The sequence below is a fragment of the Hahella sp. HN01 genome (genome assembly GCF_018986435.1).
Lineage (GTDB): Bacteria > Pseudomonadota > Gammaproteobacteria > Pseudomonadales > Oleiphilaceae > Hahella.
Genome location: NZ_JAHMIN010000010.1, coordinates 179,271 through 205,347, shown reverse-complemented (window position 1 = coordinate 205,347; position 26,077 = coordinate 179,271). Strand labels below are relative to the sequence as shown.

The following is a 26,077-nucleotide window of genomic DNA, read 5'->3' as shown; positions in this document are numbered from 1 at the left end:
TCTCTCGACGAGGATCAGGAAGGCTGGAGAAATGGTGTTTAACGCCGTCAATTAAAGAAGAGCCCATAACAGTCCTTATTAGGGGAGAAAAAGGGGCGTACTCTATGAATTTACTGTCTAGTATTCAACCATATAGTGCGATTTGCCTGAGGGGGACGGAGTCAATTTCCGGGTAACCACTCATACCATGGATCGTAATGGCAATGTCATTTCATCATTCGTGAAACCCGGAAACATCGTTCTTCAGGTTGATCCCAAAGTCTCTCCAGATGGCAGCGTTATCGCGATGTATTACGAACCGGAAAATCTGGGCAAACCAGCGCTGGTTTTAGTGAACAGAAATGGCGACACGCTCCGCTATTATGAGGATCAACATTCCCATATCAGAGCCTTTGACTGGTCACCTAGCGGAGTATTATATATTGCCGAGGATGACTCGATTTATAAGGTTGATTTCCAGGTTGGACCAGAAAAGCAGTTGGTGAGAAAGTTTAATGATAGCCATGTCTGGGACACCCTATCGATCAGTCCCAATGGAATGCAGGTGGCTTTCAGTATGAGCCAAACATCAATGACGCGAGGCAGCGGTTATTTCGATTTATACGTCATGAATGTTGATGGAACTAATCTTAGAGTTATGGTGAACAACGAAGAGCACGATATCCACGGGGCCTCATGGTCACCTGATGGTAAGCATTTGGCCATTACTCGCGGAATCGATGTTCATGACGCAATCCAGCCCTGTCGCGGCGCGCTGTACATCATCAAAGCAACAGCGGCCAATCTGACTCTGGATGAGAACAGCCCTGACGTAATCTCCCTGGTCGATACGCTTGGTGATAGATTCTGTTCAAATCCCGCGTCCGTGCCGATATGGGCGGATTGGTGATTCTTGGAGGTGCCTTTGCCAATAGGGCTGACGTTTGAATGAGTCAGCCCTGAGTCTTTCTCTGGATGTCGAAGCTTACCTGCTTTCCAGCAACCAAACCGTCTCGGTCACTTCAGTCAACTCTCTCAAGCCTCCTTCCACCCCAACCGTCGCAAGCGCGGTTAACGCATAGTTTTCGGCGTAGTGGTGTTTGACCTCTTGGGCGCTAATTGAAAATGGAGGGCCCTCCATTTGGGTTTGATCGTACTGATAGCAGAGCATGAGTTGGGGGGCGTTATTGGTGAGCGCCATAAGATGCTTGGCGTAGCGATCCCGCATTGGCTTTGGTAACGCCACCAGGGCGGCGCGATCGTAGATGGCGTCAACATGCCCTAGTGCTTCAGCGGTAAGTTCGAAGAAGTCGCCGACGATGATATCCAAGTTCTCTACGCTGTAGCGTTTGCCAGCGGCGATTTCTGATATTGCAGGCGTCACGCCCAGTTCCTCGAAGAGCTGCTCGATGGCCATTTCGCTCAGCTCACATCCGACCACGGGATGGCCCTTTGAGAGCAGCCAGGCAATATCCAGGGTTTTGCCACATAGCGGTACAAAAACACGACTACCCTCGTCTAAATCAAGCCTGTCAAAGTGAGCGACCAACAGTGGATTAGCTTCGCTTTGGTGGAAGGGTGTATTGTTTTCCGCCCATCTCTCATGCCAGAAATTTGCATCCATAATGATTCCTCTTGTAGCCGATAAAGGAACATCGCGCCGATATCCAGCAAGACTACGCGTTGCTCCTTCAAATGTGTGGAGACAGCATACAAGCTCAAGTCAACTTGAGGTCAAGCATAAATGCAGGACAGAAAAACCATGAATGCGCCTGCGCAGCCAGCCCATCTCCTCCCTGATCACGCCATTTTCCATCGACGATCAAACTCGAACCAATCAAAAGGATGCACGTATCGCCCACGCCAATCGATTGATGGCAATAAATTGGCCCCTGGAGGACACTTAACAAAGGCGAAAGTATGCACAGCCCTGACTTCGCCCCTCGCTCTCTCGTCATCATATCTATCCAGCTCACGAATATCGTCGTAAATGCCGTGCATATTCTTAACCGCCTGGAACGAATCCCAAGTGTGGAATTGCACCTCAAACTGAAATTTACTTGAAACAGCTCTAGGATTATGATCCTGCATTTCAAAGACAGAATTTATACCTCTATATCCTCCGCGCGCAGCATCTTCAACCGCCCATCCGTTTCTGCGACGCTTTTCATAGATACCGTAGCCCTCCACAAAGGTGATAAAGCTTTCGAATTTCTGTACGTACTCCATTCTTGGAAGCAGAACCGTGTAACGCAAGGCATCGTTAACCGTCTTTCTACCTGAAGTCGAACGCGAAAATTTACTCAATATCGATTCGATTGACTTTAAACAATACTCCAACCCAACCAACTGGCCACTACAGGACAAAGACGCGCGGTTAATAATCGGATCAATCGTGTCCTTATTGCGCATTGCCGCGTCCACAATTCTTCTCGCCAGTATCTGATCACCTGTAGGCATCATCCATTCCTCTTTTAACAACTTATTTTTACTCTCACAGGCTATCGCCCAAATCTGCGGCAAGAAGGTCACTCAAAGGTGAACAGGCTTTGTTGCGACTTGCAGGCCATAACTCTCTTGGGGAACCAGACTAACGATGAAAACTTAAGTGATGCTTAAGAGGTTCGTGTTTTTTACGTAGAAATTTTTCCGTTTGAGACTGACCGCCACTTCATTCGAAACCGTCTGCAGGGAGGGCTTTATGTTATCGCTGAACAGAGGCGTCAGCGGGTTTCAGGCTGCGCAGTTTTGCTCCCTCTCCCGCAAAAATGATCCAAATCACAGCGCTTAAAAGATACCAGTGCTACCTTTCCGGCTTATACCAACAAGGAAAACAATAACAATGAGAAACGCACATACACCTCCCGCGAATAATTAGCCATTTAATACTCTTGGCCCAGAAAAACTATTTTTTACTAACAACAAATGCATATTCAATGCATGAATATTTATTGCCACCCTATTAGCCACATAATCAACATTTAAATATTAAAAAACAAATAATCCGCATTTAATACGGATGAAGTTAAAAATAGCCATGGTATGTTATAGCCCGTCAAAATTTACATAAAATATATTTTGCAATTAAAGGGAGTTATTGTGATTTATTCTTTTTCGTCACTACCAGAAGAAAAAACAGAGGTAGGCGGCAAGGCTTATATGCTGGCGATGATGACGCAAATGGGAATTCGCGTCCCCGAAGGTTTTATCTTGGACGCCAAACCCAGCCAGGAAGAGCTTGCAACCATTTATCAAACACTGGGAGATCAGTTTTGCGTCGCCGTACGCAGCTCCGCAACCGGAGAGGATTCCAAAGAACACAGCTTCGCCGGGCAAAACTCCACGTTTCTATTTATCAGAAACCAGGAAGATCTGGTCACCGCCATTAACAACTGCTTCGACTCCATTCTCAAAGAGTCTTCCACCACTTATCGCAAACACTTCCTCGGCTCCGCCAAAGCCGTCCCCATGAATGTCGTGATCCAGCAAATGATCGACGCCAAATACGCTGGGGTTTTCTTCACCAAAGATCCCAGAGATGAAGACAAAGGCTGGCTGCTGGAATATATCAACGGCGTGGGAGAAGACCTTGTCTCCGGCAAAAAGACGCCCAGGCAGATTCATGAAAACAGCGGCAGCGACGATATCAAACCAGAGCAGGTCGAGGAAATCGTCAACGTTTCCCGGCAGCTGGAAGCTAAATATCATCAGGATTTCGATATCGAGTGGGCGATTGACGACAAGGGCGTCGTCTACCTGCTGCAAGCGCGCCCCATCACCGCCAAAAACTCCATCTCACAGATCAAAAAATTCGGTCTGGAAGAACTGGAGCGCCTGAAAACCCAATACAGCAAAGACACTACCTGGGACGGGCAAACCTTCGCCGAGCTTTCGATTAACCCCAGCATTTTCTCCAGCGAGCTTTGGAGCGACTCATTCAAGAAAAACGCCGCCTTCGACAAAGCGCTGCAGAAGATCGGCTATCTGGGCTTTCGCGACATGAAAGAAGGCGAATCGATTCTGGATAACGTCTTCGGCAAGAATTACGTCAACCTCACCCGACTGGCGCCGCTCTATTTTGGGCCCATGCCCTACTCCATCGAGCCGCTGCCCAGGCCTCATCTGAAGTTCCATGTCTCCAAGATCAACCTGAAGACCATTCTCTACACTCCCAAAACCGTGTTCAAAATGGTGTCGGCGGGTCTGAGCGTGAACACTCACAGGAAAGAGTTCATCAATCTCGCCAGCAAGGATCTGATCAGTTTTTCCACCGTCATGGACAGGCCTAACGACCTGAGCTACTACCAGTCCTGGAGCGACGACGATCTGAAAGGCCGTCTGCTGAAAGAGATGATCGTTTTCACCCGGGATACTCTGGTCTGGCCCTACATTCTGATTTCCCTGACAGAAACCACGATTCAAACCCTGCACTCTCTGCTGGCGAATATCTTCAACGACAAGAAAGCGGCGGAGTTGATACGGCAATGGACCGGCAACGGCATTAGAACCGAAACCTTCGAAATGGGCCGCTATTTCAAAAAGGCCTGCGCCAAGCCTGAGTTGCGTGGCATGTTTCTGGAGAAATACGGTCATCGCGGCCCTGGCGAGCTGGACCTGATATCCAGACGCTGGATCGAACTGGGCGAAGACGCCTTTTACGATCTCAGCGTGGAGGATTATGAGAAAGGCAAAAACAATCACACCTTTATCGATGTCGAAGATGAAATAAACCAGTTTAAAACCTTCAAGAAAACACTGGTTCTGGAAGAGTGGCAGCTTCTGAAAGACCTGCTGGAGCTGCGGGAAAAATGGAAAATGGCGATCCTCAAACCCTTCGCCCATTTCCGCTATATCCTGCTGGAATTCGGCAAACGCTATGAATTGCCTTCCAATGATATTTTCTGGCTGAACGCAGAAGAAATCATCCGCTTCGATAGAGCGGCGTATGCTGCGCGCATAGAAGAACGCAAACTCAAATCCAAGCTGTTCAAGCATTTCAATTTTTCCGCCGTCACCTCTATTCAGGAAATCGAGAATGTCCTGAATAACCGGCAGCCACAGAACGATAACCTGAAGGGCGAGGGCATCTCTCCCGGGCTGGTTAAAGGAGAAGTGCTGGTCATCAATGATCCGAACAAATGGAAAAACATCAAATGGCCGGCGAACCCGATTGTCGTGGCGGAATCCACTGATCCGGGCTGGACGCCAATCTTCACCAAAGCCAAGGGCATTATTGTTTCAAAAGGCGGCGTGCTGTCGCACTGCGCCATTGTTGCGAGAGAAATGGGAATTCCTGCTGTGAGTGGAATCATCAACTGCCATAACAAATTTAAAGGAGGAGAGAATGTTTGGCTTGACGGAAATGATGGAACTATCCGCATCATCTAAGACCCTCAGCGAAGGCTATCAATACGCTATAGTTCCAACGGTATTATTGCCCCTGGCTTTTTTGGGAACCGCCCTCAGCGTGGTCGCCACCTTCATCGCAGGGATGTTCGGCGTGAAGCTGAAAGCCGAGGGCCCCAAAAAGCTGCTGGAGCTGCTGCTCAAGCCGAAAGTGCTGTTCGCCGCCGGCGCGCTGAATCTTGCCATATACGCCGGCTATCTTGGCGTTGATTACGTGAAGAACGGCCCGGTTCCGCAAGCGGTGCAGAAGTTCGCCAACTCGGACACCAGCTATCATCAGAAAGCCAAGCAGGGCGACCGCGCGCTTTGGAAGCAGTCCCTTGAGGACGAAGGCGTTTTCGCCCGTGGAACCATCGTGAACGGCGAGCTTTTCTTCGGCACCAATGAGGGCTACTTGTACGTCGCCGACGCCGATACAGGCACGATCAAAAACAAGCTGTTCTTCGGCAAGTTTCTCTCGCCCAGCCCGACCCTCTATAAAGACTACCTGTACTTTGGGGAAGGCCTGCATCAGTCGCATGGAATGGGCGTGTATAAATTCGATCCGGAGAAAAAGCAGGTCACCGGTCACTTCAAGACCAATGGACACACAGAGATATTCCCTGTATTCGCCAACGCCGATGGTCAGGATTACCTGCTGCAAACCGCAGGAGAAGATGGCCTTTACGCCATCAATCCAGACACGATGGAGAAAATCTGGCAATTCAAAGGCGGCCATATGGACGGCTTCGCACTGGTGCATGGCGACTATGTCTATATCGGCAGCGGCATCCCCAGGGAAGGATTCAGCATCAACAGACCCTTCGCCTATAAGCTGAACCTGAAAGACGGTTCTGTTGTATGGAAGAAAGAGCTGCCTCTGTCCGCCTGGTATGGGCCCGTGCGAGTACAGGATGAGGTCTGTTTTATCCAGGGTGAAATTCATATCGACACCCATGTCGGCGGTCTTTCCTGCTTCACCCAATCGGGAGAAAGAGCCCACTCCCTCGTCATCAACTATCCCGTCGTGGGCAAACCTATCGTTAAAAACGACACCATCTACTTTAATGACTACTACGGCAATCTGTACGCCTGGAACGCCATCAATAACAAACTTGAGTGGGAAATCGAGTCAGACATCAAAAAAGGTTCTTACTCCTCACTACAGTTCTATAACGACAAGGAAATCATCTACGCCAAACGCACCGGCGGCGTCCTCATCATCAACATGGAAAGCGGAGAAGTCCGGGAAAACGTCGACTTCGCCCAGGACGAACTCATCTACGCAGACCCCCTCGTCAAAGACGACGCCTTCTACCTGTTTGGGATGAAGGGGAGCATTTATAAGTCCGCGAAGATCTAACCTTTCACCCTATCTGGAGGAGCTTGACCTACAAGCTCCTCTTGCCTGGCGACTTGACACTAATCCATTGATTTAACGACTATTAACGCTCCTTTCATATTTCCTCCGAATAAAACAAGGAGCCGTTTTGACCAAACTTCATAAAGGCATATCACAGGAAGAATTCGAGAACGGGTATTTCTACGCCACGGAATTAAAAGAGTTCGCGCAATCTCTGGGGATCAAAACCGGCTCGTTACGCAAGAACGAAATTGAGCAGCATATTAAATCTCATCTGTTCGGCGCCGCTCAGGGCGAGCTGCCAAAAAACGTCGCTAATCGGCAGACCAGCGGCGCTCGCGATAAATTGGCGGCGAACTCCTTCGTGATTAACTATGTCAGCGACAAAGCCACCAAAGCGTTTTTGCGTGAGGAAATCGCCAAGCGCGACCCGCAAGTGAAAGACAAATCCGGTCAGTGGTATTGGCTGAATGACTGGCGCAAGGCGCAAATCGGCGCCAACCAGCGCATCACCTATCAGGACCTGGTGAATAAACTATTCGAGTTAATGACCACGCCCGGAAAACTACCGCGCATTCCCTCCACGCGATTCAACAATTTCATCACAGACTTCCTGGCGGACCCGGTGAACGCCGGCGCCACGCGCGCGGACGCCATGGCGGCCTGGGAAACGCTCAAAACCCTGCCCGCCCAGAAGACGTATCAGGCCTATAAGCAGAGCAAAGCTTAAACGCCCGGGCGGCACGACGCGAAAGTAACTATCCTGAATACGCATAGCCAAGACGAAACAGACGCCCAGGAGGCGCAATGAGCAATCTGACCAGACAGAACGAATATGAATGTGACGTCAAAGACTGTTGCGGCGCTATCCAGTTGATTATCGAGCCCAGGGAGAAAGATCTCGGCGGCTTTTCGGTGCGCAGGACATTGCCTACCGCCAAACGCAAAATGGTGGGGCCATGGGTGTTCTTCGATCATATGGGGCCAGCCAATTTCTCCGCAGGAGACGGCATTAACGTCCGCCCACACCCGCATATTGGCATTGCAACTGTGACCTATCTGTTTGACGGCGAGATACTGCACCGGGACTCTCTGGGAAGCGTTCAGCCAATCCAGCCCGGAGATATAAATCTCATGGTCGCAGGCCGAGGCATCGTCCATTCAGAGCGTGAAAGAGCGGAAATTCGCAACAAGGATCATAGCGTACACGGACTGCAACTTTGGCTTGCGCTGCCCGAAGACCAAGAGGAAATCGAGCCGGCTTTTTACCATTATCCCGGCGCAAGTATTCCGCAGGTCACCGTGGACGGCGTCAACGTGCGGGTAATGATGGGAAGCGCATGCGGCGTGGCCTCCCCGGTAAAAGTATTTGCAGAAACCTTATATCTGGAGGCCCACCTGCAACCGGGACAAACCTTCACACTACCGCAGACGGAAGAACGCGCCGTGTATGTGGCGCAAGGCGAACTGAAAGCCAGAGACAACCTGCTCCCACAATACGCCATGGCGTTCTTCTCCAACGAACCCGACATCACCCTGGAAGCGACTCAGGACACTCGCCTTGTTCTTATCGGCGGTGAATCTTTYAATAAACGCTTCATCGACTGGAACTTTGTTTCCAGCCGCAAAGAGCGTATTGAACAAGCTAAACAGGACTGGAAAAACGGACGTTTTCCGAAGGTTCCAGGAGATGAAGATGAATTTATTCCTTTGCCGGAATAGCAAGGAAATAAACTCTGCGGCGTTATAAATTCGCTGCTTTAAGCTCATCAGGAATACGCCACTTCGGGTTTTCAGATTCAGCATTTTCCGGTGATGGACGGTAGGAAATCAGATTGGTCGCGAAGTCATTATTCAGCAAGCGCTTTTCAATGGCTTTAATCAACTTAAACGCCTTCTTCTTATGGCTGTCCTCAATGTCTTTTTCCGAAGCATATTGAGTGTAATACTCAGGCGCAAACTCCCAATAAATTTGCAAGGCGCTGCCGCGATCCAGCTTCTTATCTTTAATCAACTTGGCGATTTTCTTATAGCCCAACTCTTCTTCCGTATCCCAGTCAATCTCATCAAGCTGATCCTGCAAACCATAACAAGGCTGCGAGTGGCGCAGAACAAGTTCCACGATATCTATCCCGAACTCGTCTCTGAGAATTTCCGCCGCCACAAGTGCGGCTTCCGCCTTACCGCCAATCTCCTTTCTCACTTTGGGTCTGGCTTCATCCCATAGATGATCCACGTCACGCGCTACAGGCCCTGGATAGCCATACTTTTTCTGTTTTTCTACAGTCCAGATCAAATAGCTTCGCGTATCTGGGTATTTGCTTTTTTCGCTCGGAACCAACTGCTCATAGCTTGAGATTCGGCTTTGCAAAGAGCCCCTGATCTTATCAAGCCAAGCATTGACTTCTGGAGAGTAATCGTTATTCATAAGCATCGTAATCGAGCTATTTTCGGAGGATTAAACTTACACTATCTCAAACGAATGATTGAAGTCAGCACGCCCGTTTGCAGAGACTCAAAGCGGCCTTCAAAACGCAATCCTCGGCACAAAGCAGGAGTCAGTTCCTGGGCCAGTTCGATTTGGAAACGCCCTTCCCTCTCATCAATAGACACCATATTTGCGGCGTCAAAACCAAAGTAATATCCAACGTCGGAATACAGCGATTTAAACAGGCTTTCTTTTGCCGAAAAGATAAGGGTAAGCATACGCGGATCAGGATGAGAAGCGCCGCCGACAAACGGGTAATCCGCATCGGTGAGAATAGATCCTACAATATCCGCGGCCACTTTTTCGCTGAGCATATTCTCCACATCAATGCCGACGCTTGTTACCTGATCACTATCAGCCACGGCGCAAATAGCCATGTCCTGCGCATGACTGATTGATCCGGTGAATGACTCAGGCCAAACAGGCGCGCGGTTCTCGCCAATCCCGACAGAAAAATCAGTGGCCTCTAACGCCATCAAAGCACGCCGCGCCACATAGCGTCCCGCAACAAACTCGGCTCTGCGTTTCGCCACCGCCCGATCCATTGAATCAGGCAAATCCGTCCCAAGAAGGTGATTCACCATGTCATCTGAATAGCGATCCACGGAAAATTCACATTGAAAACATACCCCCGGAAACCCGGGAATCTTCCGTTCTGAAAGGTGCTTGATGTACAGGTCAGTTGAATCGCTCAACACGCGGTCGTCCACTTCCGTGCCCCTTGGCCATACAAAAGCGCCATGATACTAGCCGGCTCCACTCATAGCGACTTTCGTTAACGCGACCATCAAAAACAAGCTGGCCAAGAATTAATCCATATAGCCTAACCCCCATGCCCAATTTCAAAAATCGGTAAATCGAATAAAATTTCGTCCAATTTTCCTTAGGGATGAGGCGCCGAATCTGCACAGCCAAGAGCTACCACTGCAATCCCCCCCACGGCTGTCTCATCATCTTGTTAATCTTTTGTTTTTATTGATACTTAACAGGAATGTTTGCAGATGTCTGAGACCTTCACCAACCTTCCAATAGCTCCTGGTAGCTATTTACCAAACAGATCAACCTTCAACCAAGGCGATGATGGCGCATTCATCCTATTCTCTTCTGATACACGTGGCGTCACTGGAAGAAAAATCTACATCAACACAGGACTAGTTCCTATTTTTCTTTCTCTGGTTAATACCAGTGGCGCAGACGGACAGGCGATAATCAGAGGGATTATCCAGTTAAGAAGCTTAGCGGGCGGCTTATCTAGCAGTAATAACTTAAAAAGCGCTTTTGAGCACATGACGCTAATCAAGAACGTTCAGGTCTGTTATAAAATATTTCAAGTAGGTAAAGATAGTAAGTCAAAAGCTGGCGTTTATATAACAAATATTAGGCCTGCATTTTCAAATGATAGTTCACCAACCGGTCTACACAACGTACATTTTGATTCTGGACGACCGTTTTCAAGAATTGTAAAAAGCAATAAAGATTTCATAGGGTCAAGGCAAGCTGCAATTAATGGCCACCACTCTAGCGTACAAGCTGCGGCAGATCACTTATCAAATGAGCACATAGAACAGGCACAATTTGGTGGAAAAGCCAGCTTTGATCTGTTTTATATTCCCACCTACCTACACAATGAACTAGGCGTGTGGATAACCCCAACTCAAAAAACGTTTAGAATTGAAGACGCAGCCAAAGAGCTTGCCGAAATTCTTGTTAACACTCAAAGATATCTTGAGAAGAATACAGGATCAGAGGAAACTCTAAACTGGGTAATTGAAGGCGACGGAGCCAAGCTTCTTGACAAAGCCGTTGCAAAATTGCCGTATAGCAAACAATATAAACTATATAAACAGTCCTTTCAGTTTGTTGACCCCTCAATGGATCTAACGCCATTATTACGCAACCTTAACACCATGGATGCAAAACTCCATGATACACCAGTAAAAATCAACCGCACTGGCGCTCGGGCGTCAATGGCCTCTATATCTAGAGCAGGCAACAGAAATGCAGAAACATTAAGGATTATTGGCGCACTAAACAAGAAGAACTACAATCAATCTATAAAAGGATTATTAGACCAAGCTAGCCATACAGGAAAAAACATTAGCAATGCGATGGCTATGATGAACACACCGATGATTGCTACATTCATGGATATAATTAACCGCACAAGAGGGACATCATCGTGGTGATAAAAAATGCCGTCTTATCTACAGATTATTCAAAGTCACCTCTTGTCACTTTCAATTTATCAGACACACATTTGCTCATGCGGGTTCCCCCGCATGAAAGCACTTACACGCCTATTCAAGCGCCAAGCAATCTTGACATATATGCTCCCGACACCTATCAAGAAAAAGCTAATCTAGGCATATTATCAAGAAATTTGTTAAATTATTCGTGGAACTATATGTTCAAAGACCTTCCATATAATGCTGGGACCATAATGGTCGCCGTCACTCTATGGAAAGTCCCTATCGTTCAGAACAAAATAAACTCCCTTTTAAACCCATCCAATCTAAATAACATTATATTAAGTTTTAGTGATTCATTATTCAGGGACAATAATGATGAGCTAATCAAACAAAGGGATCCAAATCTGGACGAGCAACTTTGGATCTATCCTAAACAGGAAGAGGATCTTCATTCTTACAATGTAAATGGCAATAACTGGATAAGATACAAGGATGGTCATCCCAGTATGCCTCGGTTGACTTACTGGTTTAGCAACGCCATAACCAAAGACCATCTTATCAATGTCGGAATTAATCTAACTGGATTTCTTGATGAGCAAATTGGTTCCCCTGAAGGCGTAGACACTCTGTTAGAACGCCTTATCCAAGAGTTCTTCGAACACTTCCACATCCAATACACTCCGGAAACCTTGGCGGAAATGGAGCTATACAAATAGCTCCGCAACGCCACTCAATAGGATGATGTAGTGCTGAATAAATCACAGATATTTGGGCCAGACTATAACAACTGTCCTTTAGTAAGCTTTAGCTTAGCTGACAGCCTGATTACGCTTCGTCTACCTTCGAATGAGCTGAAGTCCCCGTCTATTTTAGCTCCCTCAGAAATAGACACAACGGCCCCTGGAATTTATACGTCAGGAGGGGCTAAAGGCAGTCTCAAATTTCTCTTCCTGGTAAAGCAAGGCTGGTTCTATAAGCTAGTGGGGAGTCCGTTTAATGCAGGCACTCTCAACTTTAGTTTAAAATTGTCTGAAGTGTCGCTTGATAAGGAAACAGGCGACTCATTACTCTCCCCTGCTGCTTTTGATCAATGGCTGGTTAACTTATTTAGAGAAGACTTCGCGCCTCTTGATAAGGACAAACTGGAAGAGCTGGCGCTGTATGAGATTGAGCCCAGCCCTGAGCACATGTGGGTTTACCCTAAAAGCAAATCCGACTTCAATAGCTTTGAATTAAACCACTCTCTGTGGCGCTATGCCCAGGCGGGACATCCAAGTGTGAAGCCACACCCATTTTGCTTGGCGACGCCATTGAGCAGCAAGCATGCTCTCACTTTAGGGTTCAGCTTTGGCGGATTCTCATCACCCGATGGGAACATGATCGATAACTATAACGATCTTCTACTTTCCTATATCAAAGACTTCCTAGAACACTTCCACATCCAATATTCCCCAGAAACTCTGGCGGAAATGGAGCAGTACAAGTAATTTCTGACGGCGCATTGCTTGATGCGCCGTTTTTCTTTCCTCTTATTACTCGCTCTATGCTACCTCCGCTATCCCTGCCATCTCTGACCCTGTCCCAGCTCACTTAACCTTTAGTCCGACAGGGTTAATGCTTAGATCATATGTCTAATTATCCGGACAGTTAGCGGGCTTTATAGTGCTTCGACAGCTATTATTTAATCAGGCGACTACTACGTTGATACTTAGAGCATTGCCTGACGTTTTTGAGCAGTTAACAAGGGTAAAGCCATGTCATCGCAAACGACGGATAAACGACAACTGACGCTGCAGTTTCTCGCGGAGCCCACTGACGTCAACTTCGGCGGCAAGGTGCACGGCGGTGTAGTGATGAAATGGATCGACCTCGCCGGCTACGCCTGTGCAGCCGGATGGAGCGGACGCTATTGCGTGACCGCTTATGTGGGCGGTATCCGCTTTATTTGCCCTATCCATATCGGCATGTTGGTGGAGGTGCAGGCCAAGGTGATTTACACCGGTCAGAGCAGTCTGCACCTCGCCATCGACGTTTATTGCCGCGATCCTATTGAACAGGAACGTAAAAAAGCCACGCATTGCATCATGATCTTCGTCGCCATTGATCGCGACGGCAAACCGGTAAAAGTGCCAACGTGGGAGCCGAAAACCAAGAAAGACGTCAAGCTGCGCGACTACGCCCTGAAGCTGATGAGCCTGCGTCAGGAAATCGACGAGGAAATGAAGGATTACTTCAACGAGTAACCGCTCCTCCAAAGGCAAGCTGGCCGCCTTGTTATCAGAGGCGACCTGCTCGTTGACCAAAAGCTAAAGCCAGCTCTACAAACCCTAACACTTTCGCCTCAATTTTGCTGTTTCGGTCCCCTCGGTTTTCCACTAATATGCCCGCCCGGGCCACACTCCGTCGCAATGTTTGAAACCGGCCAGCTTGTCCAGGTTTGGGCCTCACTCCATGTTGCGACGCAGGGCTTTGACAAAACATCTTCAACGTCAATATCGCTTAATTTCTCGACAGTTTCGCAAAAATCAAGTATGGATGAGGATCTATCGGCCAAGCATGGCGGGTGGTCGCCACCGAAACAGGAGTTTAACGACAAAGGGTACACTGACGCGGAATACCGGATTCGGTAGAAAGGTGTTTGTACGTGGTTTCTCAAAACACTTTGCACGAGATTTAAGATGTCATTTGTTATACGGTCCAGCGCCTGTTATCTCCCTCAGGGCAGAATTTCAGCGGAAGAACTGGATCAACGATTAAGTCTGGAGCCTGGTACCTGCCGTAGACGTTACGGTGTGGATTACCGCCATTACGCCTCCCCGAACGAAACCGCACTGTTTATGGGAGCGGAAGCCGCCAGGGCCGCTCTGGACAGAGCAGAATTACAGTGGGCGGATATCGACTTGCTGGTTTGCGCCAGCGGCACTTCCCATCAAGCCCTTCCTTACAACGCAGCCGGCATCCTGGCGGAACTGCGGATCGCAGAGCCGTTGGCCACAATGGACGTCAACGCCAGTTGCCTGTCGTTCCTGGCGGCGCTGGAGTTCAGTCATTGCGCCATCGCCAGCGGCCGCTATCGACGGGTGATGATCGTCTCCAGCGAAGTAGCCAAGATTGGCGTTCAGGACGTCAAACCCGAAACAGCCACCCTGTTCGCAGACGGCGCCGCCGCTTTTGTGCTGGAAGCCTCTAAGAACAGCGCAGGGTTGCTGACCAGTCTGTTTCAGACTTACCCGGAGGGATATTCCCTATGCCAGATTCGCGCGGGTGGCAGCGGCTTGCATCCCACTCGTAACCCCATGGACGCCGTTGCGGAAGGCAGCTACTTTGAGATGCAGGGCAAAGCGCTCTACAAAATGGTGTCCAAACTCGCGCCAGACTTCATCCGCCAAGGCCTGGGAAAAGCACAACTCACGCTATCCGATATCGCCCATATCGTACCCCATCAAGCCAGTCACGCAGGTCTCGCGCACCTGGTTCATCGTCTTGGTCTGGATGAGGACAAAGTGGTCAACCTGTTTGCGACCATGGGTAACCAGGTCGCCGCGTCACTGCCCATTGCATTGGACCACCTGCTGCGTAACAAGCATGTGGCCCGCGGTGAGTTAGTGATGTTATTTGGCTCGGCGGCGGGCCTGTCGCTGGGGTTGGGAGTGCTGAGTCTGTGAAGATCCTGGTGACCGGCGGAACCGGTATGTTAGGCCAGTCTATCGTGCGCAAGTATAAGAACCGCTTCGACATCCGTTTTATGGGTCGGAATCAATCTCTGGGAGCGCGCATCTCCTCGGAAACCGGCGCTGAGTTTTCTCCAGCGGCCCTGCAACAACAAGCGCTTCTGCATCAAGCCTGCCGAGGCGTGGACGCCGTCATCCATTGTGCGGCGCTATCGAGTCCCTGGGGAACACGCGAGGAGTTCGAAGCTGCGAATGTCGACGGAACCATTAATATCCTGGCGGCGGCGGAGGCCAACGGCGTGCGGAAGTTCGTGCACATCTCCACCCCCAGCCTGTATTTTCAGTTCCGCGATGCGTTGAATATTCCAGAAACCCAGCCCCTTGGCCCTCGTTTCTGTAATGACTACGCCGCCACCAAAGCCCGTGCGGAACACCTCGTCACCGCCAGTCCGATGCATACGGTCATCCTGCGTCCAAGGGGTATATTCGGCCCTCACGACAACGCCATTCTGCCCCGCATCATCGGCGCAATACGCAATGGCGCACTCTGGCTGCCTTCCGCCCGCAATCCCGAAATTGACCTCACTTACGTCGATAATGTCGCCGATGCGGCGATCCTGGCGTTGCAACAGCCTGTTGAACGGGGCTCCGTCTTCAATATCAGCAATGGCGAGCCTGTGCGGCTGCTGGATGTGCTCACCCAGCTTTTCAACGCGATGGGGCAGCCTACGCCGATTAAAACGCTCCCCTATGGCGCGCTGGCGCCGGTAATCGCCGGCGCCGAGTGGCTGCGGGCGCGTCTGCCCGGGCGGCCTGAACCCAAGCTGACCCGCTACAGCGCGGGCCTGTTTCACTATCATCAAACCCTGGATATTTCCAAAGCGCGCGCCCAGCTCCGCTACGCGCCCGCCGTATCCATCGCTGAAGGAATCGAGCGCTATGTCCACTGGCGTCAGAGTCAGGCTGTTTGAGGCTGGCCATTGCGTCCACCCCGGCTTCATGGTGAAACCGGGGCTGGGTTTGGCGCCGCGCAAATTTCCCGCCGGCGTCGCCCTGATCGAGCACCCCCAGGAAGGCGTACTGCTGTTCGACACGGGCTACCATCAACGTTTTTCTCAATGCACGCAGCATTACCCTGAGCGCTTTTATGCGCTGGCGACGCCCTGCTCCCTGCAACACGGAGAGAGCCTGAAAGAGCAGCTAGCGGCGCAGAATATCGCCGCGGATCAGGTCAGGCATGTGGTGTTGTCCCACTTTCACGCCGACCACATCGCTGGCGTCTGTGACTTTGAAAAGGCGACCCTGCACTGCCATCCCGCTGGCCATCGTTACCTCACACAAACCGGACGACTGCGTCGATTGCGCAAAGGCTATCTGAAAGATTTGCTCCCCGCCCAAGCGGAGTCACGCCTGTCATTCACGGAGAGTTTTCCCTTGGATCTGGGCGATATCCTGGATATGCCGACGCGACCTCTCGGGTTGGGCGCCCGCGACCTGTTCGGAGATCAAACGCTGTATCTGGTCGCCCTGCCCGGCCACGCCGCCGGCCAGATTGGATTACTCGTTCGTTTGCAGGACAAGTTCCTGTTTCTACTCGCGGACGCCTGTTGGCTGGTGGACAACCTGCGCGATGGCGTAGATCAACATTGGCTGGCAAACATCATCTGCGACGACCGCAAGGCCTATTGCGACACGCTGCAAAAATTGCGTCGCTGCTATCGCGACATGGCGGACAAAGTCATATTTGCGCCGTCCCATTGCCAGGACACGCTTGGCCCTCTGATACAACAAGGCTGGATCAGTTAAAGGCGCGCCGATGGAAAAGCTCATCATACTCCGCCACTTTATCTCCAGTCGCTATCGACGCTTTCAGTCCCGAGAGCAGCTGGAGTCCTGGCAAACGCGGCGACTGCGTCGCCATCTGGACTGGGTGTGCCGCCATGCGCCATTCTATCAGGGGTATTTGGGCAAGCCGCTGCAGGATTTTCCCATCATGTCCAAAGCGCTGATGATGGACAACTTCGATCAGCTGAATACGCGCAGCCTGCAGCGGGACCATCTGTTCGACATCGCCCTTGAAGCGGAGCAAAGTCGGGACTTCAGCCGATCGCAATTGGGCGACGTCACCGTAGGACTTTCCTCCGGCACGTCCGGCCGACGCGGACTGTTTCTGGCCTCCCGCGCGGAACGTCTGGAATGGGCTGGCGTCATCTTCGCCAAACTCCTGCCGAGCCTGTTGGGACGTCATCGCATCGCCTTGCTGTTACGGGCGGACAGTCCGCTGTATCAGACCGTCAATCGAGGCCGCATTCAGTTTCACTATGCCGACCTGACGCAGCCGCAGGAACAATGGCTGGCGGCGCTGGAAGCCTTTCAACCAACCCTGCTGGTAGGCAGCGCCCAGGCGTTGCAGCTATGTGCGCAGTATGGCGACAGGTTGCAACCGCAATTAATCATTTCCGGCGCCGAGGTGCTCACGCCTTCCGATAGAGCGCTGTTGCAAAAGCGCTTCGCCTGCCCGATCAAAGAGATTTATCAGTGCACCGAAGGCTTTCTCGCTTGTACACAACAGGATGGCGTCTTGCGATGGAACGAAGATTTTGTGCATATCGAGCCGCATTGGTTGAATCCGGAGAAGACGCACTTTTCACCCATCGTCACCGACTTCCGTCGCCGCACCCAACCGATTATTCGTTACCTGTTGGACGACGTGATCGAGGCCGGCGATGAGCCCGGCGTGTTTCGCGCCCTCCGCAGCATCGGCGGCCGTACGGGCGATGTCCTGCAACTGCCGGGGGAGACTTCCACGGTGACGGTATTACCCGACTTATTGTATCGCGCCGCCGCCCTGGCCAGCCCGGAGCCTTTGGACTACCGCATCAGCCAGATTGAGGCGACGCGGTTACGCATTGAAAGCGACCGCCGCCACGTTGATATAGAGCAGGCAATACGCGCCGCACTGACAAAGTTGGGCGTAATCCAAGCCCTCAGTTTTGAACACAGTCCGCGTCCACAATGGACGCCCTCACAGAAACAACGCAGAGTAATCAATTTATGGTCGTCCTGATCACTGGCGCCCGTGCGCCTGTCGCGCTGGATTGGGCCCGCATCGCGATTAAATCCGGTCATCAGGTCTGGCTCGCGGATAACCTGCGTTGGCCATTGGGGCGTTACCTGCAAGGGGTGCAGGGCTACCTGCGTCTGCCGCCGCCCAAAGGCGATCTGAATGCTTACGCACGCGAGCTGGAGCGTCTGCTGCGGGAGCATAAAGTCGATCTGCTGATCCCTACCTGTGAAGAAATTTTTTATCTGGCCCAGGCGCGCCCCCATGTGCAGGCTGACGCCCATTGGTTTATGCCGGAAACAGAACTGCTTTTTCGCCTGCACAGCAAGCTGGACAGTCTGTCGATCATGCATGGACTTGGGGAAGTGCAGGCGCCGGAAACCCATCTGCGTTGCAGCCCCGATGAGATAGAGAACAATCCCGACACGATCCTGAAACCCGTGTACTCCCGTTTCGGCCGCCAGGTAATTCGCAATCCGCATCAGGCGGCGCTTACGCCCTCGCAGATCAGCGCCGCCCGCCCCTGGGTGCAGCAGCGCAAAATCGTCGGCCAGGCGATCTGCAACTACGCGCTTTTCGATCAGGGCAAGCTGGTCGCGCATCAGGCCTACCTACCGGAATACTGCTTTAATCAGGCCGCCGCCAGTTACTTTGAGCCCTATACGGACCCGCGTCTGGAAGAATTCGTCCGCCAGTTTGGGCAAAGCACGGGGTATCACGGACAGGCCGCGTTTGATTTCATTGAGGAGGCCGGCCAGTTGTTCGTGCTGGAGTGCAACCCGCGCGCCACCAGTGGACTGCATTTATTGCGGCAGACCCTGCGAATTGATGAAAAGGGCCAATTTGCATACACGCCGGGCCCGGCTCAACCATTTCGAATCGGCGCCACGCTGCCTCTGTTTTTTGGCGCGCCATCGCTACTGCAAGGCAAGTTCAGCCGTTTGCTGCATGACTACCGCCGCGCCCAGGACGCCCTTTCCGATGAGCAAACGCCCTTATTGCAACGAGCGCAATGGCTGGCGTTGACGGAGATGTTTTATCGCTCCGCCCGCTTTAGGCGTCCATTAACCGACGCCAGCACCTTCGACATTGAATGGGACGGCCCTGAAGCCAATGTCGACGCAGATCCCGCGCAGGACGCCTCATGCTAGAGGCCAATGAGCTGCATCGCCGCTTTGTCGAGCTGATGCAGCAACCCGGACTGATCCGCAATCTCACTACGGACATTGTCGCCTACGAACAAAACGGTGTGGTGGCGCCCGCCAGCGTCAATGACTACCACCCACAGAACTGTTACGTGGTTTCGCCGCTGACGCAGATTATCTATTACGCCCGCGATGAGTTGCCGAAAGTGGAGTCAGCGCTGTTACGTTATTTCTGCTTTGGCCTCACGCATTTGCTGGAATGGCCGTTCAAGCTGGCGCGTGTGGATCGATTGCAGGTGCTCAACAATCAATGTCTCTCCACCAATTTTTACAGCGCCAACTGGCGCGAGCTGAACCTACGCGCACTGCGTGAGCAAGCCCTGCATCGCTTTCCCAATCATGCGCTGATGTTGCGCTCGCTGAATGCGCGACAGCACCCTGACATCATCGTACAAGCGCGCGAGGACGGCTGGTTACCGATCATCAGTCGCCAGGTATATCTGTTTCTTGATCGCGAGCAGTGGTGGAACAGAAACAACACCCGCGCGGATGATCGTCTGCTGCGCCAGCCCGACTGGTCATTCAAAGAGTTGGACCCGGATGACGAAACGCAAATGGCGCGGGCGGAGCAGCTTTACAACCAGCTCTATCTGGAGAAGTACAGTCTCCATAATGTGCGCTTTAGCGCCGACTATCTCAGCGCCTTCAGTCGCAGTGGCTTGCTGAAGCTGTTCGGCCTGTTTCACCAGGATGAGCTGTTGGGCGTGGCGGGCCTGTTCGGCGTCGACCAAACCCTGACTGCGCCCGTAGTCGGTTATGACACCCGCTTGCCCGCAAAAATGGCGCTATATCGGCGCATCATGGCGTTCGTGATCCGCTACGCCATGGACAACAATCTGGAACTCAATCTCAGCTCCGGCGCGCCGGACTTCAAAAAGCTGCGAGGGGCTGAGGCGGCAATCGAATACAGTTATGTTTACGTCGCTCATCTTGGGCCTTATCAGCGCGCATTTTGGCGCGGCTTGTCTCTGCTGACGGAGAAACTCTATCGCCCCATTCTGGAGAAGTTCGAGTTATGAGCGCGCCTGAGGGTTTTCCTTATTCCGGCGTCACTGACGGTTGGTTCCCTTTGCTGCCTGCGGCGAAATTGCGCGATAAGCCCATCGCGGTGAATTTGCTGGGAGAGCCATTGGTCCTGGCGCGACTGGAAGGCAAAGCCTGCGCATTTCAGGACCGTTGCCCCCATCGTTTGATCCCGTTGTCGCAAGGAAATATCTGCAACAATCGCCTGGCCTGCCGCTATCACGGCTGGGAATTCGATGCAGCGGGACGCTTGCGCCACACTCCCGGATCATCGGGATGCGGCGCGCGCGCAACCTTGCAAAGCTATGTCCTGCAGGAACGGGATGGACTGATATGGGGCTGCCTGAAATCTACGCCAACCGAACCGCTGACTGGCTTTTCCGAACTGCCCGGCTATGTCTGGACTCAGGCGTATCGCCGTATCCGCTGCAGCCTGTTTCATACCATTGAGAATTTTCTCGACCCCTGTCATACGCCCTATATCCATCAAGGCCTGTTGCGCAGTCAGGGGCCCCAGCAAATGCAGATTGAGCAGACCGTCAGCGCCGATGGTTTTGCAACCCATTATGTGCTGACGCAAAAGCAGAATGGCTGGATCAACCGGCTGTTCGATCCGGGTGTGGATCAGAACATCGCACGCTTCAAACTTCCCGGGCTGGTGGAACTGGACTATCTCAAGAACGGGCGCCTGCTGTTTCGCTCCGCCCTCTACTTTATCCCCCACAGCGCCGAAGTCACCGGTATTTTCGTCAGGCTATACGCCCCCCGCTCATGGATGCCCGCCGCCCTGCGTTTTGCGCTGTTCAAGCCCTTCGTTCACACGCTTTATATCCAGGACAAACAAATACTGGAGCAACAGCAACTCGCGCAACAGACCTATGGCGAACGCTATCTCTTTTCCCACACGGATGTGGCGGCGCGGCCCTTGTGGGCGCTGCTGCATGGTCAGTCGCCCAGCCCTTCCGCTATAAAAGAGTTGAACTTCCAAACGACTCCCTGATCCAAACAACCGTGATCATTGAATAACCTTAACTATCTAATTTCCGCGTGGAGAATTAGCCTGAATTGCGCGGTAATTGCGCAAAAAACGGGCGTCAAACAAGGGAGATAAAAAGGATGAACTACGATAAACAGCTGATTATTGTGTTGTTAACTGAGCCCAAGGATAACCTGCGATCTTTCGGAAACAATCTCTATCGAAAGCACCCTGACAAATCGGAACTGGTTGAATATGACGTGGCGACCAAAACCCATGTCGTCATCAATAGCGCAAACCTGGGCGCACTAACGGAGAATTCACGTATCCAGATCGTCGGACACGGCGACTTGAATGGTGTGTCCTGTGCGGGAAAATACGGCAAGGCGGTGGCGGGCTTCATCGCCAATAAGGCCGCGCCGGGACTGAAGCAAATCAAGAAAATCAGTCTGACCGTGTGTTACGCCGCCGGCAACGCCACCCAGCCCAACTTCGATCCCGCCAACAGCTTCGCGGCGTCGTTTCATAACTACCTGAAGCAGGAACACGGGGTGATAGCAAATGTCAGCGCCCGTCCGGCGACCATGATCGTCAACGCGCAGGGTCAGAAGGAAACCCGCTTTAACTACGGTGGATTTGGAGAGCGTTACCAGCATCAGGGCGATAACACCAAATATCTGTTTTCATGGGACGGCGGCAAGCAGGTGATCGCCAATGTGAGGGAGCCGGCGGATATGATGGAAATATGTTGAGTCGCCTGCGGTCATTTACATCAGAACAAGTCATATCAGAACAGCTCCGCCTGTTCGAACTGAGTTAGCTTTTCATCGCTTGCCGTTGTATTGACCGGCTGAATAGCATCGCTGCTTTTGTTGGTTGCGGCGCCGATGGACGGGTTAACGGGAATGATTTCCCAATCGCTCAAATCGCGCGGAACCAGCATGGCGCGAACTTCACTCAACGGCGTCGCAGGATCAACCCAGGCGTCGAACTGATCCGGCGATAACAGCGCCGGCATTCTGTCATGGAGCCAGCGGATGGAGTCGCTGGCTTCGGTAGTGATAATGGCGCAGGTCTCCAGATAGTGCTCTTCCTTCAGCCAGACATCCCAAAGTGCGGCGAAATAACAGTTCCCAGAGGGGGGCTTTAGATAGTAGGGCTGCTTAACGCCCTTCTCGGTGCGCCACTCGATAAACCCCGACGCAGGTATCACGCCGCGTCGGTATTTAAACGGCCCGCTGAACGCGCGACTTTTCTCCAGCGTTTCCGCCCGGGCATTGAACATGCTGAACTTATTGGAAATTTCCGACGCCCAATGGGGCGTCAGCCACCAGCGCATCTCCCGCAAATAGCGCTTGCCGCCCTCCTGAATCGCCACCATCACCGCTTCCGTCGGCGCGATATTAAACATATCGCCAAACCAGCGTTTGCGCAGGCCGGTGGCGTCAAAGCCAAAACTTTCCATCGCCGCAACGATTTCAGCGGAGGCGGTGGCGTTGAATCTGCCGCACATTGAGTAAGAACTCCTTGTTGGGACTATCCGACAATCGCTCTCCTCAACACAAAGGGAGCAAAATAAATGCTTGAGCTACCTATAACCAAGGTTATTTAAGCCAGGGCAATAACAGCATGGAAAATATAAAGATGATAAAACCTATTACAGCTACGGCAAAAACCCAAGGCTTTACAGACGTCTCAGCGTTTTTGACATACTTTATCTCCTTCCCGGAGACGCTTTTCTCCGGTCCCATCCGCCAAAATACAAACAAAATAATTCCGACAGAGATGAAGAGTAAGTAGGCCTTACTTATATATTTCTCAGCAGCCAGATTGATCCAGGGAATAGTCACGAAATATATCAGCAACGCCATCTTGCGTTTGTTGTACTGATGAGGATCAACCACCTTGTCTTCTATTCGAAGGTGCGCACGACAAGCCGGACAGTGGAATGACATGACTCTCCACCACTTTGTTTCGATGTTCGCGCCACATTGCGGACACGGTAGCACCTTCATTCGCCGTCCCTTCTATCTCTATTACAAGGTCCCATTCAATTTAGCCGCCGCTGTCATAAACACTCCCAGAAAATACATGTTGCCGAGTTTAAACTCCCGGTCGAGCCACTTGAGAAACAGCCCGACCAGCAAAAGGCAAGCGGGAAGAAGAACGACCCCGATCAGGAATTTAGAAACGGCGACGGTGAGTAAATATCCTGCTTCTTCAGCTCCCCAGGCGACCCTGCACGCCCATGCTAAGGGGAGAGTATGTACTGCAAACAATATGATGATCATGAACAGGGGAACATCTGATTCGAATAGTTTTTTGAGCATTATTCTCACTTCACGGAGCGTTTTATCATCATGCGCCTCTACAGCGCCAGACAGGTTCAGGCAGTACGATCTCTTGTTTCGCTATAGCGTTCATACGCCTCGCCAAACTCCTTTTCCATGGCGATGCGGATCAGTGCGGGATAGCCAAACCAGTATTGCCGCCTTATTGCGTCCAAATATGCCGCGTCGCCCATATCTTCTCGATAAATCCGTTGATGAATTCGATCGAGCGGCTCTTTATCTATGGCTAATAAGCAGTGTCTATATTTCTTCATCAACAGCCGAAGCTCTTTTTGGCTTCGAACTCCAAACTGCAGCAGTTCGTCCAAGACCTCGCTCAGATCCGCCTGTGACGCACAGTCATTGTTTTTAGGGAATAACGAGCGCATCAGCTTTTGCAGATAGTCCAGATCGATGCCTTGCTGATCCAGCCTCTTACGTTTATTTAAATGCATATTTCTCTCTTAACGCCGCTATTTTAGTTCCGTTGAATTCACCAACAACCCCATCAACCACTCCCGAAACTTCTTCACCTTCGGCCAGCCCGCCCGTTCATAGGGGGTGGCGAAGTAGTAGGTGAAGGGGGCCGGGATCGGGTCTGCGTCCAGGGCGATCAGGCTGCCGTTGGCGATGGCGTCTGCGACGATGTAGGTGCGGCCGAGCGCTACGCCCTGGCCTGCCTGGGCGGCTTGCAGCACCAGTTCCGTGCGACTGAAATAGATTATATCTTCGCCGACGTCGATGCCTGTGCGTCGCGACCATTGCGCCCAACTTTTCATGCAGTTATCCGAGCCGTCATTGGCCGTGGCCAATAAGGTGGCCTGACGCAACATCTCAGCAGCGCTGATATCAGGATACTGCTGAAGCAGCAAAGGACTGCAAACCGGAAAGATTCGTTCTGTTCCCAGCGCCTGACTGAAAAAACCGCTTGGCGGCGCGGAGGAAAATCGCAGCATGACGTCCGCGTCGCTTGATCCGGCGGGACGAATACTCTCTTCCGTATTCAGATACACGCGAATACCGGGATGCTGTTTGTGAAATTCCGGCAGCCTGGGCAACAGCCAGTACATCCCGAAGGTGGAGAAGGTCTCCACTCGCAGCACACCCTCTTCCCGTTCGCTATGAATCTGGTCCAGGGCGCCTTTGATCTCGCCAAGCGCTTTACGAACGCCCAACAGCAAACGTTCTCCCTGAGGGGTAAATCGCATGCGTCGCGTGGTTCTCTCCAACAGAGGAAAGCCGAGCTGGGCTTCCATACGCTTGATGCTCTGACTGATGGCGCTCTGGCTGACGCCCATGGCGGATGCGGCGGCGGTGAAGCTTTGCTGCTCCGCTATCGCCTCCAGGTAAAGCAGGTCGGCAAGAAGTTGTTTATCCATCATCAAGAGTCTCAGATTCGATCAAAGCGCCACTCATTATTTATAAGTTGTACTAATAAGTATATCGTTCGATACGGCAGTCAGTTCGTCTCATAATCCTCTCAAAACCTGTCAATAAAGCGCAAACGTTTTATTGATCATAACGTCTATAGCGGAGGCGAACCTATGAATAAATCAGTCAAATTAATAAGTTCCTTCGTCGATAACGGCATCGGCGGCAACCCTGCCGGAGTGGTGCTTGAAGCAGGCGGGCTGGCTGAAGCGGACATGCAAAGCATCGCCAGCGCCGCCGGTTACCCTGAGACCGCGTTTTTATCGAACTCGGAAATCGCCACAGTGAAGCTGGATTTCTTCACCCCCACCAAGCGTATCGCTCACTGCGGACACGCCACGGTCGCCGCCTTTTCCGTGCTAGCACAGCAGGGTAAGGTCGCTCAGGGCAGACACAGTAAAGAAACTGTCGATGGCTTGCGCAATATCCGGGTGGAAGGCGACAAAGCCTATCTGGAGCAAATTCGTCGCCATGTGACGCCGATTACAGCGGAGCAACAGGAAGCCGCCGCCCGCGCCCTGGGACTGCAGGTGGAGCAGTTAAGCACGCTGGCGACGCCCCATGTGGTCAATGTCGGCGTCTCGTTTCTGGTGATAGCCCTGCCGACCATGTCTGATCTGCGTAATCTGACGCCGAATATGGAGAGCATCTCCGCCCTAAGCGAAACGCTAGGACTTATCGGTTTCTATGTCATCAGCCCGGAGACGGAAGTGAGCGGACGCACTATCAGCGCCCGCATGTTCGCCCCCTACTTCGGCATAGAGGAAGAGTCCGCCACCGGCATGGGCGCCGGCTGCGCCTCAGTTTATCTGTATGAAGTTCTGGGCCAGAAAAGTGAGCATTACCTCATTGAACAGGGCCGCTTGATGACGCCTCGCTCCCCCAGCCTGATCGAGGCGGAGCTGGAAATCACTGACGGCTTGCCGCACCGCCTGTGGATCGGCGGCGTCGCTAAAATCATGGAGAGCTGAGT

General features: G+C 51.9%; 27 protein-coding genes. 18 read left to right on the top strand and 9 right to left on the bottom strand.

The genetic code is table 11. The features are described from left to right. Positions 1-187: 187 nt before the first annotated feature. Entirely contained in the window at positions 188-889 is a 702-nt protein-coding gene (locus tag KP814_RS12295; RefSeq protein ID WP_216737049.1) for a hypothetical protein, read from the top strand. Between the two features lie 75 nt (positions 890-964). Here KP814_RS12295 and tmpT read toward each other — a convergent pair whose 3' ends face one another. Both tmpT and KP814_RS12285 read right to left on the bottom strand, forming a co-directional pair. After that, positions 965-1,603 (bottom strand): thiopurine S-methyltransferase, encoded by a 639-nt coding sequence (tmpT, locus tag KP814_RS12290; RefSeq protein ID WP_216737048.1) that lies wholly within the window; start codon positions 1,601-1,603, stop codon positions 965-967. A 176-nt stretch (positions 1,604-1,779) separates the two neighbouring features. Continuing rightward, positions 1,780-2,502 (bottom strand): hypothetical protein, encoded by a 723-nt coding sequence (locus KP814_RS12285; protein ID WP_216737047.1) that lies wholly within the window; start codon positions 2,500-2,502, stop codon positions 1,780-1,782. 576 nt (positions 2,503-3,078) lie between these two features. On the opposite strand from KP814_RS12285, the gene KP814_RS12280 reads away from it, so the two are divergent. The 4 genes from KP814_RS12280 (at position 3,079) to KP814_RS12265 (ending at position 8,449) form a co-directional block, all read left to right on the top strand. Further along, positions 3,079-5,367, top strand: a complete 2,289-nt coding sequence (locus KP814_RS12280) for a PEP/pyruvate-binding domain-containing protein (protein ID WP_216737046.1) — start codon at positions 3,079-3,081, stop codon at positions 5,365-5,367. Beyond that, positions 5,324-6,727, top strand: coding sequence for a PQQ-binding-like beta-propeller repeat protein (locus KP814_RS12275; protein ID WP_216737045.1), 1,404 nt, complete (start codon positions 5,324-5,326; stop codon positions 6,725-6,727). Before KP814_RS12280 ends, KP814_RS12275 begins: the two co-directional genes overlap by 44 nt. Before the next feature lie 127 nt (positions 6,728-6,854). Continuing rightward, positions 6,855-7,457: an SAP domain-containing protein gene (locus tag KP814_RS12270; protein WP_216737044.1), complete on the top strand. Its 603-nt coding sequence runs from the start codon at positions 6,855-6,857 to the stop codon at positions 7,455-7,457. Between the two features lie 77 nt (positions 7,458-7,534). Beyond that, on the top strand, positions 7,535-8,449 hold the full coding sequence (locus tag KP814_RS12265) for a pirin family protein (protein ID WP_216737043.1): 915 nt from the start codon (positions 7,535-7,537) through the stop codon (positions 8,447-8,449). Between the two features lie 22 nt (positions 8,450-8,471). Here KP814_RS12265 and KP814_RS12260 read toward each other — a convergent pair whose 3' ends face one another. Both KP814_RS12260 and KP814_RS12255 read right to left on the bottom strand, forming a co-directional pair. Continuing rightward, positions 8,472-9,155 carry a DUF4274 domain-containing protein gene (locus KP814_RS12260; protein ID WP_216737042.1) on the bottom strand — a complete coding sequence of 228 codons (684 nt, stop codon included), beginning with the start codon at positions 9,153-9,155 and terminating at the stop codon, positions 8,472-8,474. A gap of 41 nt (positions 9,156-9,196) precedes the next feature. Beyond that, positions 9,197-9,925: a 4'-phosphopantetheinyl transferase superfamily protein gene (locus KP814_RS12255; protein ID WP_216737041.1), complete on the bottom strand. Its 729-nt coding sequence runs from the start codon at positions 9,923-9,925 to the stop codon at positions 9,197-9,199. Positions 9,926-10,216: 291 nt separating this feature from the next. Here KP814_RS12255 and KP814_RS12250 point away from each other — a divergent pair, with 291 nt between their 5' ends. The 12 genes from KP814_RS12250 (at position 10,217) to KP814_RS12195 (ending at position 22,095) form a co-directional block, all read left to right on the top strand. Beyond that, positions 10,217-11,401 (top strand): hypothetical protein, encoded by a 1,185-nt coding sequence (locus KP814_RS12250; protein ID WP_216737040.1) that lies wholly within the window; start codon positions 10,217-10,219, stop codon positions 11,399-11,401. Beyond that, positions 11,395-12,120 (top strand): hypothetical protein, encoded by a 726-nt coding sequence (locus KP814_RS12245; protein WP_216737039.1) that lies wholly within the window; start codon positions 11,395-11,397, stop codon positions 12,118-12,120. The genes KP814_RS12250 and KP814_RS12245 overlap by 7 nt, the downstream gene beginning before the upstream one ends. Before the next feature lie 30 nt (positions 12,121-12,150). Next, the gene (locus tag KP814_RS12240; protein WP_216737038.1) at positions 12,151-12,891 is read left to right on the top strand and encodes a hypothetical protein; all 741 of its coding nucleotides are present in this window, start codon (positions 12,151-12,153) and stop codon (positions 12,889-12,891) included. A gap of 267 nt (positions 12,892-13,158) precedes the next feature. After that, positions 13,159-13,647, top strand: a complete 489-nt coding sequence (locus KP814_RS12235; RefSeq protein ID WP_127973136.1) for an acyl-CoA thioesterase — start codon at positions 13,159-13,161, stop codon at positions 13,645-13,647. Positions 13,648-14,082: 435 nt separating this feature from the next. Beyond that, positions 14,083-15,069, top strand: coding sequence for a 3-oxoacyl-[acyl-carrier-protein] synthase III C-terminal domain-containing protein (locus KP814_RS12230; protein ID WP_216737037.1), 987 nt, complete (start codon positions 14,083-14,085; stop codon positions 15,067-15,069). Next, on the top strand, positions 15,066-16,046 hold the full coding sequence (locus tag KP814_RS12225; protein WP_216737036.1) for an NAD-dependent epimerase/dehydratase family protein: 981 nt from the start codon (positions 15,066-15,068) through the stop codon (positions 16,044-16,046). The genes KP814_RS12230 and KP814_RS12225 overlap by 4 nt, the downstream gene beginning before the upstream one ends. Further along, entirely contained in the window at positions 16,015-16,881 is an 867-nt protein-coding gene (locus tag KP814_RS12220; protein ID WP_216737035.1) for an MBL fold metallo-hydrolase, read from the top strand. Before KP814_RS12225 ends, KP814_RS12220 begins: the two co-directional genes overlap by 32 nt. A gap of 10 nt (positions 16,882-16,891) precedes the next feature. Beyond that, positions 16,892-18,142 (top strand): F390 synthetase-related protein, encoded by a 1,251-nt coding sequence (locus tag KP814_RS12215; RefSeq protein WP_216737034.1) that lies wholly within the window; start codon positions 16,892-16,894, stop codon positions 18,140-18,142. Beyond that, positions 18,130-19,290, top strand: coding sequence for a hypothetical protein (locus KP814_RS12210; RefSeq protein ID WP_216737033.1), 1,161 nt, complete (start codon positions 18,130-18,132; stop codon positions 19,288-19,290). The genes KP814_RS12215 and KP814_RS12210 overlap by 13 nt, the downstream gene beginning before the upstream one ends. Beyond that, complete coding sequence (locus tag KP814_RS12205) at positions 19,284-20,363, top strand: GNAT family N-acetyltransferase (RefSeq protein ID WP_216737032.1); 1,080 nt, start codon at positions 19,284-19,286, stop codon at positions 20,361-20,363. Before KP814_RS12210 ends, KP814_RS12205 begins: the two co-directional genes overlap by 7 nt. Then, a complete protein-coding gene (locus tag KP814_RS12200; RefSeq protein ID WP_216737031.1) occupies positions 20,360-21,367 on the top strand; it encodes an aromatic ring-hydroxylating dioxygenase subunit alpha in 1,008 nt (335 codons plus the stop codon). The genes KP814_RS12205 and KP814_RS12200 overlap by 4 nt, the downstream gene beginning before the upstream one ends. Positions 21,368-21,483: 116 nt before the next feature. Continuing rightward, positions 21,484-22,095: a C80 family cysteine peptidase gene (locus KP814_RS12195; protein ID WP_216737030.1), complete on the top strand. Its 612-nt coding sequence runs from the start codon at positions 21,484-21,486 to the stop codon at positions 22,093-22,095. Between the two features lie 35 nt (positions 22,096-22,130). On the opposite strand, the gene KP814_RS12190 is transcribed toward KP814_RS12195, so the two are convergent. From KP814_RS12190 to KP814_RS12170, 5 genes are all read right to left on the bottom strand, one after another. Then, positions 22,131-22,856: an SOS response-associated peptidase gene (locus tag KP814_RS12190; RefSeq protein ID WP_216737029.1), complete on the bottom strand. Its 726-nt coding sequence runs from the start codon at positions 22,854-22,856 to the stop codon at positions 22,131-22,133. A gap of 91 nt (positions 22,857-22,947) precedes the next feature. Beyond that, positions 22,948-23,247, bottom strand: a complete 300-nt coding sequence (locus tag KP814_RS12185; RefSeq protein ID WP_216737028.1) for a hypothetical protein — start codon at positions 23,245-23,247, stop codon at positions 22,948-22,950. A gap of 132 nt (positions 23,248-23,379) precedes the next feature. Then, on the bottom strand, positions 23,380-23,673 hold the full coding sequence (locus KP814_RS12180; protein WP_216737027.1) for a hypothetical protein: 294 nt from the start codon (positions 23,671-23,673) through the stop codon (positions 23,380-23,382). 56 nt (positions 23,674-23,729) lie between these two features. Beyond that, the gene (locus KP814_RS12175; protein ID WP_216737026.1) at positions 23,730-24,128 is read right to left on the bottom strand and encodes a hypothetical protein; all 399 of its coding nucleotides are present in this window, start codon (positions 24,126-24,128) and stop codon (positions 23,730-23,732) included. Between the two features lie 18 nt (positions 24,129-24,146). Then, entirely contained in the window at positions 24,147-25,055 is a 909-nt protein-coding gene (locus KP814_RS12170; protein ID WP_253938321.1) for a LysR substrate-binding domain-containing protein, read from the bottom strand. Between the two features lie 162 nt (positions 25,056-25,217). Between KP814_RS12170 and KP814_RS12165 the strand changes: the two genes are divergently transcribed. Beyond that, complete coding sequence (locus KP814_RS12165; RefSeq protein WP_216737025.1) at positions 25,218-26,075, top strand: PhzF family phenazine biosynthesis protein; 858 nt, start codon at positions 25,218-25,220, stop codon at positions 26,073-26,075. The last annotated feature ends 2 nt before the right edge of the window (positions 26,076-26,077 follow it).